We start from the raw sequence: 15,827 nt of genomic DNA, 5'->3' as shown, positions 1-15,827 counted from the left end.
CATGAGCAAGAAGGGCTATTGGATGGCAATGGTCGATGTCCGCGATCCCGAGATCTACAAGCGATATATCGAGGCCAATGCCGCGGCTTTCGCGAAATACGGCGCGAAGTTCCCGATGCGCGCCGGGCGGTACACCAGCCCGGAAGGACCGGCAGGCAATCGCCACGTGCTGGTGGAATTCGAATCCTATGAAAAGGCGCTGGAATGCTACGGCTCGCCTGAATACCAGGAGGCGTTGAAGTACAGGCTCGCCGGCTCGACCGGCCACTTTGTCATCGTCGAAGGCGCCTGAAGGTGTTTCTGTTTCCGGCGATAGACCTCAAGGACGGCAAATGCGTGCGCCTCAGGCATGGCGACATGGCGACCGCCACCATCTACAATGACGATCCCGCCGCTCAGGCGCGCGTCTTCGAAGAGCAGGGCTTCGAATGGTTGCACGTCGTCGACCTCAACGGCGCCTTCAAGGGCCAGAGCGTCAACAGCGCCGCGGTCGGCGCCATCCTGAAGGCGACGAGCAATCCGGTGCAGCTCGGCGGCGGCATCCGCACCCTGGCGCAGATCGAGGACTGGCTCGACCGTGGGCTGGCCCGCGTCATTCTTGGCACCGTGGCGGTCCGCGATCCGGATCTGGTCAGGCAGGCCTGCAAGGCATTCCCGGGCAAGATCGCTGTCGGCATCGACGCCAAGGGCGGTAAGGTCGCGGTCGAAGGCTGGGCTGAGGCCTCGAGCCTCGGCGTCATTGAACTGGCGAGGAAATTCGAGGGTGCCGGCGTCGCCGCCATCATCTACACCGATATCGACCGCGACGGTGTGCTGACTGGCATCAACTGGGACGCCACCATCGATCTCGCCGACGCGGTGTCGATCCCGGTTATCGCCTCGGGCGGGCTCGCCTCGATCGCCGACATCGTGCGCATGACCATGCCCGATGCCCGCAAGCTCGAAGGCGCGATCTCCGGCCGCGCCCTCTACGACGGCCGCATCGACCCGGCCGAGGCATTGGCGATCCTGCGTGGCAAACCGATGGCAGGGTGTGAAACGTGAAGGTCTCGATTATCGTTGCTCCCTACGACAGCGGGCACTATCACGAGGGGTGCGGCCAGGGGCCGGACGCCATCGTCGGCGGTGGGCTGGTCGAAGCCCTGACCGTGGCTGGCCATGACGTCGCCGTCGAAGATATCGGCAAGGTCGGAGACGAGCAGGGGCGCGAAATTGCAACCGGCTTCGCCGTCTGCAACGCCGTCGCGACCAAGGTTAACCTCGCCCGCGATGGAGGACGCTTCCCCATTATCCTTGCTGGAAATTGCCTGACCGCCGCCGGTGCGGTTGCCGGTGAAGCGGCGGATTCGATCATCTGGATCGACCAGCATGGCGATCTCAACACGCCGGAGACGTCGGCCTACGGCTTTCTCGACGGCATGGCGCTGGCGGCGACGCTCGGGCTCTGCTGGCATCCGATGGCGGCAGCAATTCCGGGGTTCCGGCCGATAGACCCGGCGCGCTGCATGCTGGTCGATGCCCGCGACCTCGATCCCGACGAAAAGCGACTGCTGGAAACTTTGCCGATCGTGCGCACCGAATGTGCCGGTGCACTCGATATGATCGGAAAGCTCACGGCGGCAGGGACTGTGCGGGCGCATCTGCATCTCGACCTGGATGTTCTCGATCCGGATGTGCTGCACGTGAACCGCTACGCGCACCCGGGCGGCCCGAGTCCGGAACAGCTGCGGCAGCTTGCCTGCGGACTGGCCAGGTCAATCCCGATTGTCGGCGTGACGCTCTCGGCCTACGACCCGGCCTTTGATTCCCAGTCCGAAGTTCCGCCCGTCGTCGGCCAGCTGCTTGTCGACTTTCTTGCGGCGATCGAGAGGATCTGATGCTGAAAGCCCGCGTCATCCCCTGTCTCGACGTCAAGAACGGCCGTGTCGTCAAGGGCGTCAATTTCGTCGACCTGGTCGATGCCGGCGATCCCGTCGAAGCGGCAAAAGCCTATGACGCGGCCGGCGCCGACGAGCTCTGCTTTCTCGACATCACCGCCTCGTCGGAAAACCGCGAGACCATTTTCGATGTCATCGCCCGCACCGCCGAACAATGTTTCATGCCGCTGACCGTTGGCGGTGGCGTCCGTCAGGTCGCCGACATCAGGAAGCTGCTACTGGCCGGCGCCGACAAGGTGTCGATCAACACGGCGGCGGTGAAGACCCCAAATTTTGTCGCCGAGGCTGCCGACAAATTCGGCAACCAGTGCATCGTCGTCGCCATCGATGCCAAGAAAGTGTCCGCTGCGAGCGAGGCTGATCGCTGGGAGATATTCACCCATGGCGGCCGCGAGAAGACCGGCATCGACGCCGTCGAGTTCGCTCGGCGAGTGGTCGACCTCGGCGCCGGCGAGATCCTGCTGACATCGATGGACCGCGACGGAACCAAGGCCGGCTATGATATAGCCCTTACCCGCGCGGTCGCGGATGCCGTACGCGTGCCGGTCATCGCTTCCGGTGGCGTCGGCACGCTCGACCACCTTGTCGAAGGCATTCGCGACGGCCACGCCGGCGCGGTGCTGGCGGCGTCGATCTTCCATTTCGGCACCTACAGCATCGCCGAAGCCAAGCTGCACATGGCTCAGGCCGGACTGCCGATGCGGCTGGACTCGCCGGGTAATCGGTCCTAGAGCCTTTCCGGCTAAGAAGAGGCTGTAAACGCCGTCATGACCGAGTTCTCGCTCTCCGATCTGGAGAAGATTATTGGCGAACGCGCACGTTCCGGCGATCCGGATTCGTGGACGGCCAAGCTCTTTCAGCGTGGCATGAGCAAGGCAGCGCAGAAACTCGGCGAAGAGGCAGTCGAAACGGTGATCGCAGCCGTCAGCGCCGACCGGGACGCGCTTGTTTCGGAAAGCGCCGATCTCATCTATCATTGGCTTGTCGTTCTTGGCGTAGCGGGCATTCCGCTGAGCGATGTGCTCAACGAGCTTGAACGCCGCACCGGTCGTTCGGGCATCGCCGAAAAGGCGTCTCGGCTGGACCGGGGCTGATCGCTGCGGAGGAACTCGATGGACCAGCTCGCTCCTACCGAGAAGTATTCACCCTATCGTTTCTTCTCGGCCGAGCAATGGTCGCGGTTCCGCGCCGATACGCCGATGACGCTCACCGAGGACGAGGTCCGTCGTCTGCGGTCGCTGAACGATCCGGTCGATCTCCACGAGGTCGAGCGCATCTATCTTTCGATGTCGCGGCTGTTGTCGGCTCATGTCGAAGCCAGTCAACTCCTGTTCAGGCAGCGCCAGGCCTTCTTCAACGCGCTGGACGCGGCCAAGACACCGTTCATCATCGGCATTGCCGGTTCCGTCGCGGTCGGCAAATCGACCACGGCGCGCGTGCTGAAGGAGCTGCTGGCGCGCTGGCCGTCGAGTCCCAAGGTCGACCTGGTCACCACCGACGGTTTCCTGCTGCCGAACGAAGTCCTGCGCCGCAACAACCTGATGGAGCGCAAGGGCTTTCCGGACAGCTACGACGTCGGCGCGCTGCTGCGCTTCCTGTCCGGCATCAAATCGGCGCAGCGCAACGTCCGCGCGCCGGTCTATTCGCACCTGACCTATGACGTCATCCCGGGCGAGTTCCAGACCATCGACCGGCCGGACATCCTGATCTTCGAGGGCATCAACGTCCTGCAGCCGGGCAAGCTGCCGAAGGATGGCAAGATCGTGCCTTTCCTGTCGGATTTCTTCGACTTTGCCATCTACATCGATGCCGAGGAGGCGCTGATCCATCACTGGTATATCGCCCGCTTCATGCGGTTGCGCGAAACCGCCTTCCGCGACCCGGCCTCCTTCTTTCACCGCTATTCGCAACTTTCCGAGGATGCGGCCCGCGCCATCGCCGAGGGCCTGTGGACCAACATCAACCTGAAGAATCTGCGCGAGAATATATTGCCGACCCGCGCCCGAGCCGATCTCATCCTGCGCAAGGGCGCCAACCATCTGGTCGAGGAAGTGGCGCTCAGGAAACTGTGAAATCCCGGGACATTCCTTAAAGTCATCTTAACCCAGTCTTTCTATTGTCGGGCCTGATCTGCGGGCTCGGCAAACAAATGAATGCGCCATTCCTAAACATCGATCGGCCGGCAGCTGACCGCATCGCACGTCCGGGCAGCGGCGGCGCAACGATTGCCCTGATCGTGCCTGTCCACAATGAGGAAGGCGCAATTGCTCCATTCCTGAAGGCGGTATGCGAAAGCACCGCGCCGCTGAAGGACAAAGGCGTTGCCCTCGAGTTCATCTTCGTCAACGACGGCAGCAGCGATACGACGCTCGAAAAGCTGATCGAAGCCCAACAAACCGATCCACGCATCCACGTAATCGACCTTTCACGCAATTTCGGCAAGGAAGCCGCGATGACCGCGGGGCTCGACAGCTGCGATGCCGATGCAGCGATCCCGATGGATGTCGATATGCAGGATCCGCCGCATGTCATTCCGCTGCTTGTGGAAAAGTGGCGCGAGGGTTTTGAGGTTGTTCTGGCCAAGCGAGCCAATCGGTCGAGCGACAGCTTTCTCAAGCAGCGCTCCGCCTCGATGTTCTACCGCGTTCACAACTGGATCGCGCAGCAGAAGATCCCGCACGATGTCGGCGACTTCCGTTTGATCGACCGCCAGGTCATCCAGGCGCTGCGGTCTTTGCCCGAACGCCGTCGTTTCATGAAGGGCCTGTTCGCCTGGGTCGGGTTCCGTACCGCAAGCGTCGAATATGTCCGCGATCAGCGCATCGCCGGCCAGTCGAAATTCTCCGGCTGGAAGCTGTGGAACTTCGCGCTCGAAGGCATCACCAGCTTCTCCACCGCTCCGCTTGAAATCTGGACCTATGTCGGCGCGACGATTTCCGCGCTGTCGTTCCTCTACGGCCTGCTGATCGTCGCCAAGACAATGATCTTTGGCGTTGATGTGCCCGGCTACGCCTCCCTGCTGGTCAGTGTTCTTTTCCTTGGCGGCATCCAGTTACTCGGCATCGGCATCATCGGACAATACCTCGGCAGGGTCTACGCCGAGATCAAGCAGCGTCCGATCTATATCGTGCGCCGCAAATATGAGGGAATGAGCTGATGGAGATCGACGCTTACCGACAGATGGCCGCCACCGAAGACGAGCATTGGTGGTTCTGCGGGCGTCGCGCCATCGCCGAGGCGGTCATTCGCAGCATCGGCCTGCCTGAAAACGCGCGCATCGTAGAGATCGGCGCCGGCACCGGCGGCAACATCCGGATGCTGGAGCAGTTCGGCGCAGTGACGGCAGTCGAGATGAGCGATCTCGCGCGCAGGATTGCCTGGGAAAAGACCGGCCGCGACTTCCTCGCCGGACATCTGCCGGACAACATTCCTGTCGCGCCGCAAAGCTGCGACCTCGTCTGCCTGTTCGACGTGCTGGAACATGTCGCCGAAGACGAGGCGTCGCTTGCCGCGATCCGCCAGATGCTGAAGCCGGGCGGCAGCGTCGTCCTCACGGTGCCAGCACACCAATGGTTGTGGAGCACGCATGATGTTGGGCTGCATCACATGCGGCGCTATTCACGCAATCTGCTGCGTGAACGAATTGAAAAGGCTGGTTTCGCGATCGACCGGCTGAGCTACACAAATGCCGCGCTCTTCCCGGTAGCGGCGCTGGCACGACTGGTGGACAGGTTGCGCAAGTCGGCCTTGCCAGCCGGCCATGCCACGCCGCCAAAACCACTGAATGCGGCGATGAAGGCAGTGTTTTCGGCGGAAGGCCGCATCATACCAAATGCAAGCTTGCCCTTCGGGGTTTCGCTGCTGGCGGTATTCCGCAAGGACAGCGCCGTCGAAACCGCTCGCCTCGACGAGAAATTGGCAGCTTGACCGCGTCATGGGCACCGGCTCGTATCATCGACTATCGCGCTTTGCGCTGATTGGCATCGCGTCGACGCTGATCTACGCCGTTTGCGCTTTTCTGCTGTCGCGTGGACAGGCAACGGCGGCCCTGCCGGCGGCGCTCACATCGTTTGCGGCCTACGCCGTCGCCGCGCTGTTCTCCTACACCGGGCATAAATATTTCACGTTCACCTCCGGCGGCAGCCACGCTATGGAATTGCCCCGCTTCCTCCTGCTCACCGCTTCCGGCCTCGCCGTCGCGATCGCCCTGCCGGGGCTTTTGACCCAGATGCTCGGCATCCCTGCCGCAATCCCGATCCTGCTCACCTGCATTGCCGTGCCGGTCATCAACTATGTCGTCCTCGGGCGGTGGGTGTTTCGTGGTCTCTAGCGCGCGATCCCTCAGTGAACTGCTGCCCGGCGCCAACCGCTTCTCGCCCTTTGTGGGCGTAGCGGGTGCTCCGTTGCTGCTGGCCAGTCTGGTCGTCACATACGCCGTCTGGCTATCCACCGTTGCAATCCCGACCAATGTCGACGTGTCATGGCTTCTGGTCGTCTGCGACCGCCTGCTTGGCGGAGAGCGGCTCAACACGGACATCGTGGAGACGAACCCACCTTTCTCGATCTGGCTCTACATGCCATTCATGCTCCTGGAAAAGCTCACCGGCATACGTGCGGAATTCTGGCTGACGCTTGGCGTCGTTTGCCTGAGCCTGGCCAGTCTTTTCGGTTCCGTCCGTATTCTCGCGCGCGATGAACCGGTCTACCGGCAGCCCCATGCGCTGTGGGCGGCAGCGGCGGCCCTGTTTTTGATCCTGTGTTTCATGCCGGATCAATTCGGCCAACGCGAGCACTTCGCATTGATTGCCATTCTGCCTTGGGTGGCGTTGCAATGCACACGTCAGCGGAACCTGGATTTCAGCGCGGGCTCGCGCCTGGAGCACATGGTCGCGGGTTTCGGCGCGGCGGTCGTGGTCATGGTCAAGCCGCCCTATTTTGTGCTGGCCTTCATGTTGCCGTCGCTCTGTCTTGCGCTTGAAAGGCGGTCGCTGAGACCGCTCTTCGTCGCAGAGAACCTGATGGGCGCTGCGATCGTGGCCGCCTATATCGCGTCCATCGCGCTCTTCGACCGCGCTTACGTCAGCGACGTGCTGCCCTTGGTCAGGGAGGTCTATCTTCCGTTGAGGGCCTCTGCCGCCGATATGCTGGCAAACTGGCCGAAAGTGGTGCTGCTTCTGGCCGCCGCCACCGTGCTTGCGGCCGGCGGCCTGAGAAAGACGAACTGGGACGTCAGGATTCCGCTTCTGACCGCCCTGGGGTTCATTCCGGCCTTCATCGTCATGGGCAAGGGTTGGCCCAATCACGCGCTGCCGATGGTCGTTGTTCCGACACTTGCATTTGGCATCCAGCTTGTGTGGTTCGGCACATTCGGCAGTGCAGGCTTCGTTCGCAAGGCCGCCCTGATCTTCGGCTGCGTGCTGGTGCTGCAAATAGCGGTCAGGGCACAGTACGCGGCGCTGACGACGGATAACGGCCCGACCGCCCGGTCTGTCGCCGCGATCCGCGCAACGGTCGAAACCCCGACCATCATGTCGATTGCCGACCAGATGCAGGTTGCCCATCCCCTCGCCAGGCTGGTCGGCGGCAGGTTTATATCACGCCATCCGAGCGCCTGGGCGGTCTCCAACGCGGACACGCTCGCCCGCGTCACCGGCGATCTCGAACGGAGACCGGAACTTGAAAGCATCCGCGATCGGGTGATCGGCGAAAACGCCGCCGAGATATCAGCGAAGAAGCCCGATATCGTGCTGTCAGGCTCGCCGGCGTGGACTGCCCTGATGCTGCAGGACAAGCGGATCCAGGTCGCCTTGGCCGACTATCGTCTGCTGCACGCCGAGCGGGAAATCACTGTCTATCTGCGTTACACGGCGCCTGCGCCGCTCCAAACCGATAGAGCAGGAGCCCCCGGAAACCCATGACACGGCTGGATCCAATCGCTCCACTGGACGACATATGGCTCGATCTCGAGAGCCTCGGTGCAACAGCATGAGCGTCTCGAACGACATTGGCGGCTTGAGCCGCTGGCGCGACCGGGATATTGCGGCGTCGCTGCTTCCTAGCCGCAATGTCCTGGCCATTGCCGCAGTCACCGTCTTCTCGATCTTCTGGCAGCGACGTTGGGGGACTGTTCCCGACACTAGCTGGCTGATCACGGTCTGCGAGCGTATGCTGTCCGGTGAGCGGCTTTACTCGCAAATCTACGAGACCAATCCCCCATTCAGCGTCTGGCTCTATCTGCCGCCAGTGGCTGCGGCCAGATTGCTGGGCACCGCCCCGGAAATCCTGGTTGAGGCCTGGACATACCTTGCCGTGCTTATCGGACTTTCGCTCTCGGGCGTGATCGTCAAGCGTGCGGGTTTCACCGAAACTGCATCATTGTTTGCACTGGGGCCAGCGTTTTGCGCAATGTTGGTGGTCTTCCCCGGAAATGCCTTCAGCGAGCGGGAGCATATCGGCATGGCACTTTTCATGCCGCTGCTTGCGCTTCATGCCTGGCGCGCGCGCAGAGATGCAGCTGCCCAACCAGACCCCGGGCTCGCCGTACTCGCCGGCCTGTCGGGCAGCATTCTGCTGCTGGTCAAGCCCTACTATGCGATCATGGTGTTGGCGCCGGCGCTGGTCGTTGCAGTGCGCCGGCGCAGTCTGAAATCGATCTTCGCCCTGGAACACTGGGTCATTGGCGGCATCTGCGTTGTCTATCTCGGCACCGTCACGCTGATCCATCCGGAATTCGTGCGCGACATCTATCCCCTCTTGGCGGACGTTTATGCAAAGATCGGCATCTTTTGGCCGATTGTGATCGGCTACGGTTTCTCGTGGTGTTTCCTTGTCTTCCTGATCTGGTGGCTGTGGCCTGCCAAGCGATTTCCAGAGCTGGCGGCGGTAGCGTTGGCGGCATCGATCGCTGGCATGTTTCCGCTGTTCTACCAGGCCAAAGGCTGGTCTTATCATGCCTATCCCGCGATCTTTTGCGCTGTGGCAGCCATTTTCTGCCTGTTGGCACTGCCCAGGATCGTGCAGCGGCCGTCCAAGCTGTTGACGTTCGTGACGGCTCCTTCGCGAGCTTGGGCATTGGCGGCGGTGGCAATCGCTTTCTTGCCGTACTGGAGCACCCAGAAACCAGGGCCGGCGCTGGTTGCTGCAATTCGCGCCGCCACCGATCGGCCGACCGTAGCGTTGGTCAGTTCGGATATTTCCTCGGGACATCCGTTGAACCGTATGATCGATGGGCAGTTCGTTTCGACCCACGTCAGCGATTGGCTTGGAGCGTTCGCACTTTCCCTGTCCCGGCAGGCAGCTCTCTCGGGTGACACCGCCGAAGCCATGCGTTACCGAGCCATCATGGCGCGCTACGTCGAAAGCAAACGCGAAGAGTTCGTGCGTCTGCGCCCGGATATCGTCGTCTTCAAGAAAAACAACACGATGTGGACAAGCCAACTGATGGGGCATTTTGGCTTTGACGCCATCCTGGCGCACTACCGCATTCTTATCGAGGACGAGACCGAGCGCATCTATCTGCGCGACGATTATGTCCGCCCGGGCCGCGGGCCACCCGAACAGCCTATTTCGGCATCGTCACCCGTCGCAGCGTCAGATTGATGCGGCCGCCACTCCTGAGCAATGCCGAGGTCGACGGGTAGATACGGTCGACGCCGTGAAAGCAGAGCCGCCCTTCGCCGCCAAGCACGACGACGTCGCCGCTCCTCAGCCTGAACGATTTGGTGGCGCCGTCGCGCGTCGTCTGGCCGACCCGGAACAGGCAATCGTCGCCGAGCGACACCGAGACGACAGGCGCGGAGAAATCGCTCTCGTCGCGGTCCTGGTGAATACCCATCTTGGCATCCTGCGAATAGAAATTGACCAGGCAGGCTTCCGGCAGGTGCGCATAGGCAGATAAATCCCGCCACAGTTCGAGCAGCATCTCCGGGATCGGCGGCCAAGGCCTTCCGGTCACCGGGTGGGTCGGCTGGTAGCGATAGCCGTGCTCCTTGTCGGTGACCCAGCCCAGCGGACCGCAATTGGTCATGCGCACGCTCATCTCCTTGCCGGTACGCGGCATCGCCGGCACGAACAGCGGCGCGTTCTGCACGACCTGCCTGATATCTTCCACCAGCACTTCCTGCATGGCGCGCGACAGGTAGCCGGGCATATGGCGGACGCCTTTGGGCAGTACGAGCATCGCGTCGGTTAATCCGTTGGTCTGGAGAAATCAGAATGCCACCGTCAAATGAAAACGGCGACCCGAAAGCCGCCTCCGACGGTGGCTGCGCGCTTTAACCGGCGATCTGAGATCCGAAGCCGCTTCGGCTGTCACTCATCCCCGACCCGGCCGCGCAGTTTCTTGATCGAGCCGCGCCCGGCCTTGCTCTTGAGCCGTCTTTCGACCGCGCCTTTGGACGGCCTGGTCTTCTTGCGCGGCGGTGGTGGTGGTTCGGCGGCCTTGGCGACCAGTGCCGTCAGCCGCGCCCGGGCGTCCGCCCGGTTCTGCTCCTGGGTGCGGAAGCGTCCGGCTTCAATGACGATGACGCCGTCCTTGGTGGCGCGCTGGCCGGCAAGCTTGATGGTCCGTTCGCGCACCCGCTCCGACAGGCCAGCCGCATTGGCGGCATCGAAGCGCAATTGCACTGCCGTCGCCACCTTGTTGACGTTCTGGCCGCCCGGGCCGGACGAACGGATGAAGTCCTCGTGCAGGTCGCCCGGATTAATCACCGCATCGTCGGTAATGATGATCTTGTCGTCGGCGTTCATGCCGCACTCATGGCGCGGCAGGCGAAAAAAGAAAAGGCCCGATTGAAGCCGGGCCTTGAAGCATCACCAGGGGCGACGGCTATTCAGCCGCTACCTGCATGCGTGGTGCGGCGCCGAGCACCGTGGCGTCGACATGGGCTTCGAACTTTTCGAAATTGTCGACGAACATGCCGACCAGCCTTGCCGCCTGCCGGTCGTAGGCGGGCTTGTCGATCCAGGTCGATCTAGGGTCGAGAATGGCGCGGTCGACGCCGGCAACCGTCACCGGTACGTCGAAACCGAAATTGGCGTCGGTGCGGAAGTCGGCCGCTTTCAGCGAGCCGTCGAGCGCCGCCGCAAGCAGCGCCCGCGTTGCTTTGATCGGCATTCGCTTGCCGGTGCCGTAGGCGCCGCCGGTCCAGCCGGTGTTGACCAGCCAGCAATCGACGCCGTGGCGGGCGATGAGCTCGCGCAGCAGATTGCCGTATTCCGACGGATGCCGCGGCATGAACGGTGAGCCGAAGCATGTCGAAAATGTCGCTTCGGGTTCCGTAACGCCCTTCTCGGTCCCCGCCACCTTGGCGGTATAGCCGGAGAGGAAATGGTACATGGCCTGCGCCGGGGTCAACCGCGCGATCGGCGGCATCACACCGAATGCGTCGGCGGTCAGCATGATGATGTTCTTCGGGTGGCTGGCGCGCCCCGTCTTGCTGGCGTTGGGGATGAAGTGGAGCGGATAGGCGCAGCGTGTGTTTTCGGTCAGCCCGCCATCGTCGAAATCCGGCACGCGGCCTGCGTCGAGCGCCACATTCTCCAGCACCGTGCCGAAGCGCTGGGTGGTGGCGAAGATCTCCGGCTCGGCTTCGGCCGAAAGCTTGATCGTCTTGGCATAGCAGCCGCCCTCGAAATTGAAGATGCCGTGCGGTCCCCAGCCATGCTCGTCGTCGCCGACCAGCGTGCGCGACGGGTCGGCCGACAACGTCGTCTTGCCGGTCCCGGAAAGGCCGAAGAAAACGGCCGCGTCGCCGACGGGCCCTTCATTGGCCGAGCAGTGCATCGGCATCACACCTTTTGCCGGCAGCAGATAGTTGAGCACGGTGAACACCGACTTCTTCATCTCGCCGGCATACGAGGTACCGCCGATCAACACGATCATGTGCGAAAGATCGACGGCAATCACCGTTTCGCCGCGCGTGCCGTGGCGGGCGGGATCGGCGCGAAACGACGGCAGGTCGATGATCGTCAAATCGGGCATGAAATGCTCGAGTTCGGCGGCGGCCGGTCGGATGAGCAGATTGCGGATGAACAAGGAGTGCCAGGCAAGCTCCGTGATCACCCTGGTCGGCAGCTTCAGTTCCTCGTCGGCGCCGCCGACCAGGTCCTGCACATAAAGGTCCTTTCCGGCCGCGTGGGCGCGAAAATCGGCAAGCAGCGTATCGAACTGGATCGGCGAAATCGCTTTGTTGTTGTCCCACCATATATGCGGCGCGGTGCTTTCGTCGCGCACCACGAATTTGTCCCTGGGCGAGCGGCCGGTGTGCTGCCCGGTCTCGGCGGCAAGCGCGCCATGCGCGGTGAGTCGGGCCTCGCCACGGCGGATTGCCTCCTCGTAGAGCGCGGCCGCGCCGAAATTATAGCGTACCACCCCCGTGGTTCTCAGGCCGATGCGATCGATTGCACATGCAGGATTGCGTTTGCCGGCTTCCGACATGGGTGTCCCTTCTTCGATTTACCGCGTCTTTACCGGCGAATTCCGGAACCCCCATTGCAGGAGCTAAAAACGTCAAAACCAGAAAAGGCGAATGATATCAAATCATTAATCGATTTAAATATTTTGAAAGTTGTTTAAATCGTTTATATGTGCAAAAACACTGATGGTTGCCCAAAGGATTGGCGATGTTCATTCGTCCAATCCATATCGAGGTACAATTGTGGCCGTCGACATGCCGCGCGTGACAGCGGATACAGCCTGTGCCACATTTTGTACCTAATTTGTCCTGCAAAAGCCCCTTCTCGACGAAAGAAGGGACAGCTCATGAGGGAGCCGCTTGAAATGGCAACAATCGCGCTTGTCGACGACGATCGCAACATTCTGACTTCGGTTTCGATCGCCCTCGAATCCGAGGGTTATCGGGTCGAAACCTACACGGATGGGGCATCGGCGCTGGAGGGACTGGCGGCGCGCCCGCCGAACCTCGCCATCCTCGACATCAAGATGCCGCGCATGGACGGCATGGAGTTGCTGCGCCGGATGCGTCAGAAATCCGACCTGCCAGTAATCTTCCTGACCTCCAAGGACGATGAGATCGATGAACTGTTCGGCCTCAAGATGGGCGCCGACGACTTCATCCGCAAACCCTTCTCGCAGCGTCTTCTGGTGGAGCGCGTCCGCGCCGTGCTGCGCCGCGCCAGCACCCGCGAGGCGGCGGCCAAGGCGCCCAACCAGCAGGCCCGGTCGCTTGAGCGCGGCCAGCTTGTCATGGACCAGGAGCGCCACACCTGCACCTGGAAGGGCGAGCCGGTGACGCTGACCGTCACCGAGTTCCTCATCCTGCATTCGCTGGCACAGCGTCCGGGGGTCGTAAAAAGCCGTGATGCGCTGATGGATTCGGCTTATGATGAGCAGGTCTATGTCGATGACCGCACCATCGACAGTCACATCAAGCGGCTGCGCAAAAAGTTCAAGGCCGTCGATGATGACTTCGAAATGATCGAAACCCTTTACGGAGTCGGATATCGGTTCCGCGAAGCTTGAGTCGAGCGGGAGCTGCTATTCGATGGCAGTGCAAGTAGAGCGAGTGAGACGGTCGGGCGCCGCCAGGCGCCCGCCGCGGATTCTGCCCGCCTTCGTGTCGAAAATTACGGTGCCGATGCGCCGGTTTCTCGGCCATCACATCTTTTCCAGCCTGACGCGGCGTATCCTCTTTCTCAACCTTGCCGGCCTTGCCGTCCTGGTCACCGGCATTCTCTATCTCAATACCTTTCGCGACGGGCTGATCGACGCCCGTGTCGAGAGCCTGATGACTCAAGGCGAGATCATCGCCGGCGCGATCGCCGCCTCGGCGACGGTCGAGACCGATTCGATCAGCATCGATCCGGAGAAGCTGCTCGAGTTGCAGGCCGGCGAAAGCCTCGGCCCGGGTTCCGATCAGCTCGACAATCTCGATTTCCCGATCAATCCGGAGCGCGTGGCGCCGGTGCTCAGGCGGTTGATCTCGCCGACGCGCACACGCGCCCGCATTTACGACCGCGACGCCAACCTGCTGCTCGATTCCCGCCATCTCTATTCGCGCGGCCAGATCCTTCGCTACGACCTGCCGCCGGTCGAAGAGGAGCAGCCGGACCTTCTGGAGCGCATCCAGAAATTCGTCTTTGATTTCTTTCGCAACAAGCAGCTGCCTGTCTATCGCGAGCAGCCAGGTGGCAACGGCGCCGCGTTTCCGGAAGTGGTCAAGGCGCTTACCGGCAGTCCGTCGACGATCGTGCGGATCTCGGAGCAGGGCGAGCAGATCGTTTCAGTGGCGGTACCGATCCAGCGCTTCCGTGCCGTTCTCGGCGTGTTGATGCTGTCGACCGAAGGCGGCGACATCGACAAGATCGTCGCGGCCGAGCGCAAGGCGATCCTGCGCGTATTCGGCATTGCCGCCCTGGTTACCGCCATCCTGTCGATGCTGCTGGCCTCCACCATCGCCAACCCGCTGCGCCGGCTTTCCGCGGCGGCGGTCAGGGTTCGCCGCGGCGTCAAGAACCGCGAGGAAATCCCCGACTTCTCCGACCGCCAGGACGAGATCGGCAATCTGTCGATCGCCGTGCGCGACATGACCAATGCGCTCTACGCCCGCATCGAGGCGATCGAAAGTTTTGCCGCGGATGTCTCGCACGAGTTGAAGAACCCGCTTACCTCGCTGCGCAGCGCGGTGGAGACATTGCCGCTGGCCAGGAACGACAATTCGCGCAGCCGGCTGATGGATATCATCCAGCACGATGTGAGGCGGCTTGACCGTCTCATCACCGATATTTCCGATGCCTCCCGTCTCGATGCCGAACTGGCGCGGGAAGATGCAGGAACCGTCGACCTCAAGAAGTTCATCACCGATCTGGTCGCCGTCTCGCGCGAGGCCACGCGCAACAAGAAGGCGGTCGAGATCGAATTCAAGGTCGCCAAACTGCCGCAGGGCGTGAAAGGCTACTTCGTCGTCGGTCATGATCTGAGGATCGGCCAGGTGATCACCAACCTGATCGAGAATGCCCGCTCGTTCGTTCCCGAGGAACGTGGCCACATCACCATATCGCTGGCGCGCGCCGGCAAGTTCAACATCGTCACCATCGACGACAATGGACCCGGTATCCGTGCCGATAACATCGACCGCATTTTCGAGCGGTTCTATACCGATCGGCCGGCCGGCGAGGCGTTCGGTCAGAACTCGGGCCTTGGCCTGTCGATATCCAGGCAGATCGTTGAAGCCCATGGCGGCACGCTGAGCGCCGAGAACATCCCGGGCACCAAGCCTGGCGAGATCAAGGGCGCGCGCTTCGTGGTGACGCTGCCGGCGGAAGGCTGACGGATGAATTCCAATCACGCCTGGTCCTATTGTGCAGCCTGAAAATATTCACGGCACCGCGATCCTGATAGGTGATCGCGGCATTCTCATCACCGGACCGTCCGGCTTGGGCAAGACGACGCTGGGGCTCGCCTTAATCGATCATTGCAGCCAGCGTGGGCTGTTTTCCCGGCTGATCGGCGATGACCAGCTCTATGCTGCAGATTGCGACGGGCGGCTGGTCTGCCGCGCACCAGCCAGCATAGCCGGCCTCGTCGAGGTCCCGGGATTCGGCCCCAAACCGATACGGTTCGAGCCAAGCTGCGTGATCGACCTCATTATCCGGCTGGTGCCAGCCGGCAAAATGGCCCGCTTCCAGGAAGACTGCTGCGAACTCGTTGTCGGCGTACCAGTGCCGCGCATCGATCTTGCCGGGCGCAATGTAGCGGCGGCCTTGCCGGAAGTGATGTCGCGCCTGTCGATTGCGCCTTTCCTGTGATCCGATTTCGATTTTTTGCTGCAATGCGTCAAATTGGCTTGGGCCGGCGCAATTTTGGGCTTGTCAACGGGCCTTGCGTCGACAAGATAGCGCTCCCGCCACCTGGAACGGTCGGCGAGCATA

General features: G+C 62.1%; 17 protein-coding genes. 14 read left to right on the top strand and 3 right to left on the bottom strand.

Translation table 11 applies throughout. From position 1 onward, the window contains the following. Position 1: 1 nt before the first annotated feature. The 11 genes from NKH93_RS10155 (at position 2) to NKH93_RS10105 (ending at position 9,536) form a co-directional block, all read left to right on the top strand. The gene (locus NKH93_RS10155) at positions 2-292 is read left to right on the top strand and encodes a DUF1330 domain-containing protein (protein ID WP_352970128.1); all 291 of its coding nucleotides are present in this window, start codon (positions 2-4) and stop codon (positions 290-292) included. 2 nt (positions 293-294) lie between these two features. Beyond that, positions 295-1,044 (top strand): 1-(5-phosphoribosyl)-5-[(5-phosphoribosylamino)methylideneamino]imidazole-4-carboxamide isomerase, encoded by a 750-nt coding sequence (gene hisA, locus NKH93_RS10150; RefSeq protein ID WP_352472580.1) that lies wholly within the window; start codon positions 295-297, stop codon positions 1,042-1,044. Then, a complete protein-coding gene (locus NKH93_RS10145; protein ID WP_352970125.1) occupies positions 1,041-1,877 on the top strand; it encodes an arginase family protein in 837 nt (278 codons plus the stop codon). The genes hisA and NKH93_RS10145 overlap by 4 nt, the downstream gene beginning before the upstream one ends. Then, positions 1,874-2,668, top strand: coding sequence for an imidazole glycerol phosphate synthase subunit HisF (gene hisF / locus NKH93_RS10140; RefSeq protein ID WP_023677537.1), 795 nt, complete (start codon positions 1,874-1,876; stop codon positions 2,666-2,668). Before NKH93_RS10145 ends, hisF begins: the two co-directional genes overlap by 4 nt. Before the next feature lie 36 nt (positions 2,669-2,704). Continuing rightward, positions 2,705-3,031, top strand: a complete 327-nt coding sequence (locus NKH93_RS10135) for a phosphoribosyl-ATP diphosphatase (RefSeq protein WP_352451663.1) — start codon at positions 2,705-2,707, stop codon at positions 3,029-3,031. Positions 3,032-3,049: 18 nt separating this feature from the next. Then, the gene (gene coaA / locus NKH93_RS10130) at positions 3,050-4,009 is read left to right on the top strand and encodes a type I pantothenate kinase (RefSeq protein WP_352451662.1); all 960 of its coding nucleotides are present in this window, start codon (positions 3,050-3,052) and stop codon (positions 4,007-4,009) included. 77 nt (positions 4,010-4,086) lie between these two features. Further along, positions 4,087-5,094 carry a glycosyltransferase family 2 protein gene (locus NKH93_RS10125; protein ID WP_352454814.1) on the top strand — a complete coding sequence of 336 codons (1,008 nt, stop codon included), beginning with the start codon at positions 4,087-4,089 and terminating at the stop codon, positions 5,092-5,094. Further along, positions 5,094-5,864: a class I SAM-dependent methyltransferase gene (locus tag NKH93_RS10120; RefSeq protein ID WP_352970123.1), complete on the top strand. Its 771-nt coding sequence runs from the start codon at positions 5,094-5,096 to the stop codon at positions 5,862-5,864. The genes NKH93_RS10125 and NKH93_RS10120 overlap by 1 nt, the downstream gene beginning before the upstream one ends. 7 nt (positions 5,865-5,871) lie before the next feature. Further along, the gene (locus NKH93_RS10115) at positions 5,872-6,267 is read left to right on the top strand and encodes a GtrA family protein (RefSeq protein WP_352970121.1); all 396 of its coding nucleotides are present in this window, start codon (positions 5,872-5,874) and stop codon (positions 6,265-6,267) included. Then, complete coding sequence (locus NKH93_RS10110) at positions 6,257-7,855, top strand: hypothetical protein (protein ID WP_352970119.1); 1,599 nt, start codon at positions 6,257-6,259, stop codon at positions 7,853-7,855. The genes NKH93_RS10115 and NKH93_RS10110 overlap by 11 nt, the downstream gene beginning before the upstream one ends. A gap of 94 nt (positions 7,856-7,949) precedes the next feature. Then, the gene (locus NKH93_RS10105) at positions 7,950-9,536 is read left to right on the top strand and encodes a hypothetical protein (protein ID WP_352970116.1); all 1,587 of its coding nucleotides are present in this window, start codon (positions 7,950-7,952) and stop codon (positions 9,534-9,536) included. On the opposite strand, the gene NKH93_RS10100 is transcribed toward NKH93_RS10105, so the two are convergent. The 3 genes from NKH93_RS10100 to NKH93_RS10090 form a co-directional block, all read right to left on the bottom strand. After that, entirely contained in the window at positions 9,499-10,116 is a 618-nt protein-coding gene (locus tag NKH93_RS10100) for an alpha-ketoglutarate-dependent dioxygenase AlkB family protein (protein WP_352970114.1), read from the bottom strand. The genes NKH93_RS10105 and NKH93_RS10100 overlap by 38 nt on opposite strands. A gap of 131 nt (positions 10,117-10,247) precedes the next feature. Next, positions 10,248-10,685 (bottom strand): alternative ribosome rescue aminoacyl-tRNA hydrolase ArfB, encoded by a 438-nt coding sequence (arfB, locus tag NKH93_RS10095; RefSeq protein ID WP_023677545.1) that lies wholly within the window; start codon positions 10,683-10,685, stop codon positions 10,248-10,250. 79 nt (positions 10,686-10,764) lie between these two features. Then, positions 10,765-12,375: a phosphoenolpyruvate carboxykinase gene (locus tag NKH93_RS10090; RefSeq protein ID WP_352970112.1), complete on the bottom strand. Its 1,611-nt coding sequence runs from the start codon at positions 12,373-12,375 to the stop codon at positions 10,765-10,767. Between the two features lie 342 nt (positions 12,376-12,717). Between NKH93_RS10090 and NKH93_RS10085 the strand changes: the two genes are divergently transcribed. Genes NKH93_RS10085 through NKH93_RS10075 form a run of 3 tightly spaced genes read left to right on the top strand, consistent with a single transcriptional unit; the run spans position 12,718 to position 15,704 of the window. Further along, a complete protein-coding gene (locus tag NKH93_RS10085; RefSeq protein WP_023677547.1) occupies positions 12,718-13,419 on the top strand; it encodes a response regulator transcription factor in 702 nt (233 codons plus the stop codon). Between the two features lie 22 nt (positions 13,420-13,441). After that, entirely contained in the window at positions 13,442-15,226 is a 1,785-nt protein-coding gene (locus NKH93_RS10080; protein ID WP_023677548.1) for a sensor histidine kinase, read from the top strand. 31 nt (positions 15,227-15,257) lie between these two features. Further along, positions 15,258-15,704 (top strand): HPr kinase/phosphorylase, encoded by a 447-nt coding sequence (locus NKH93_RS10075; RefSeq protein WP_352970110.1) that lies wholly within the window; start codon positions 15,258-15,260, stop codon positions 15,702-15,704. Positions 15,705-15,827: the final 123 nt, after the last annotated feature.

Origin of the sequence: Mesorhizobium sp. M0954, assembly GCF_040319155.1 — a bacterium.
Classification (GTDB): Bacteria; Pseudomonadota; Alphaproteobacteria; order Rhizobiales; family Rhizobiaceae; genus Mesorhizobium.
This window is presented reverse-complemented; position numbering and strand designations above follow the sequence as displayed.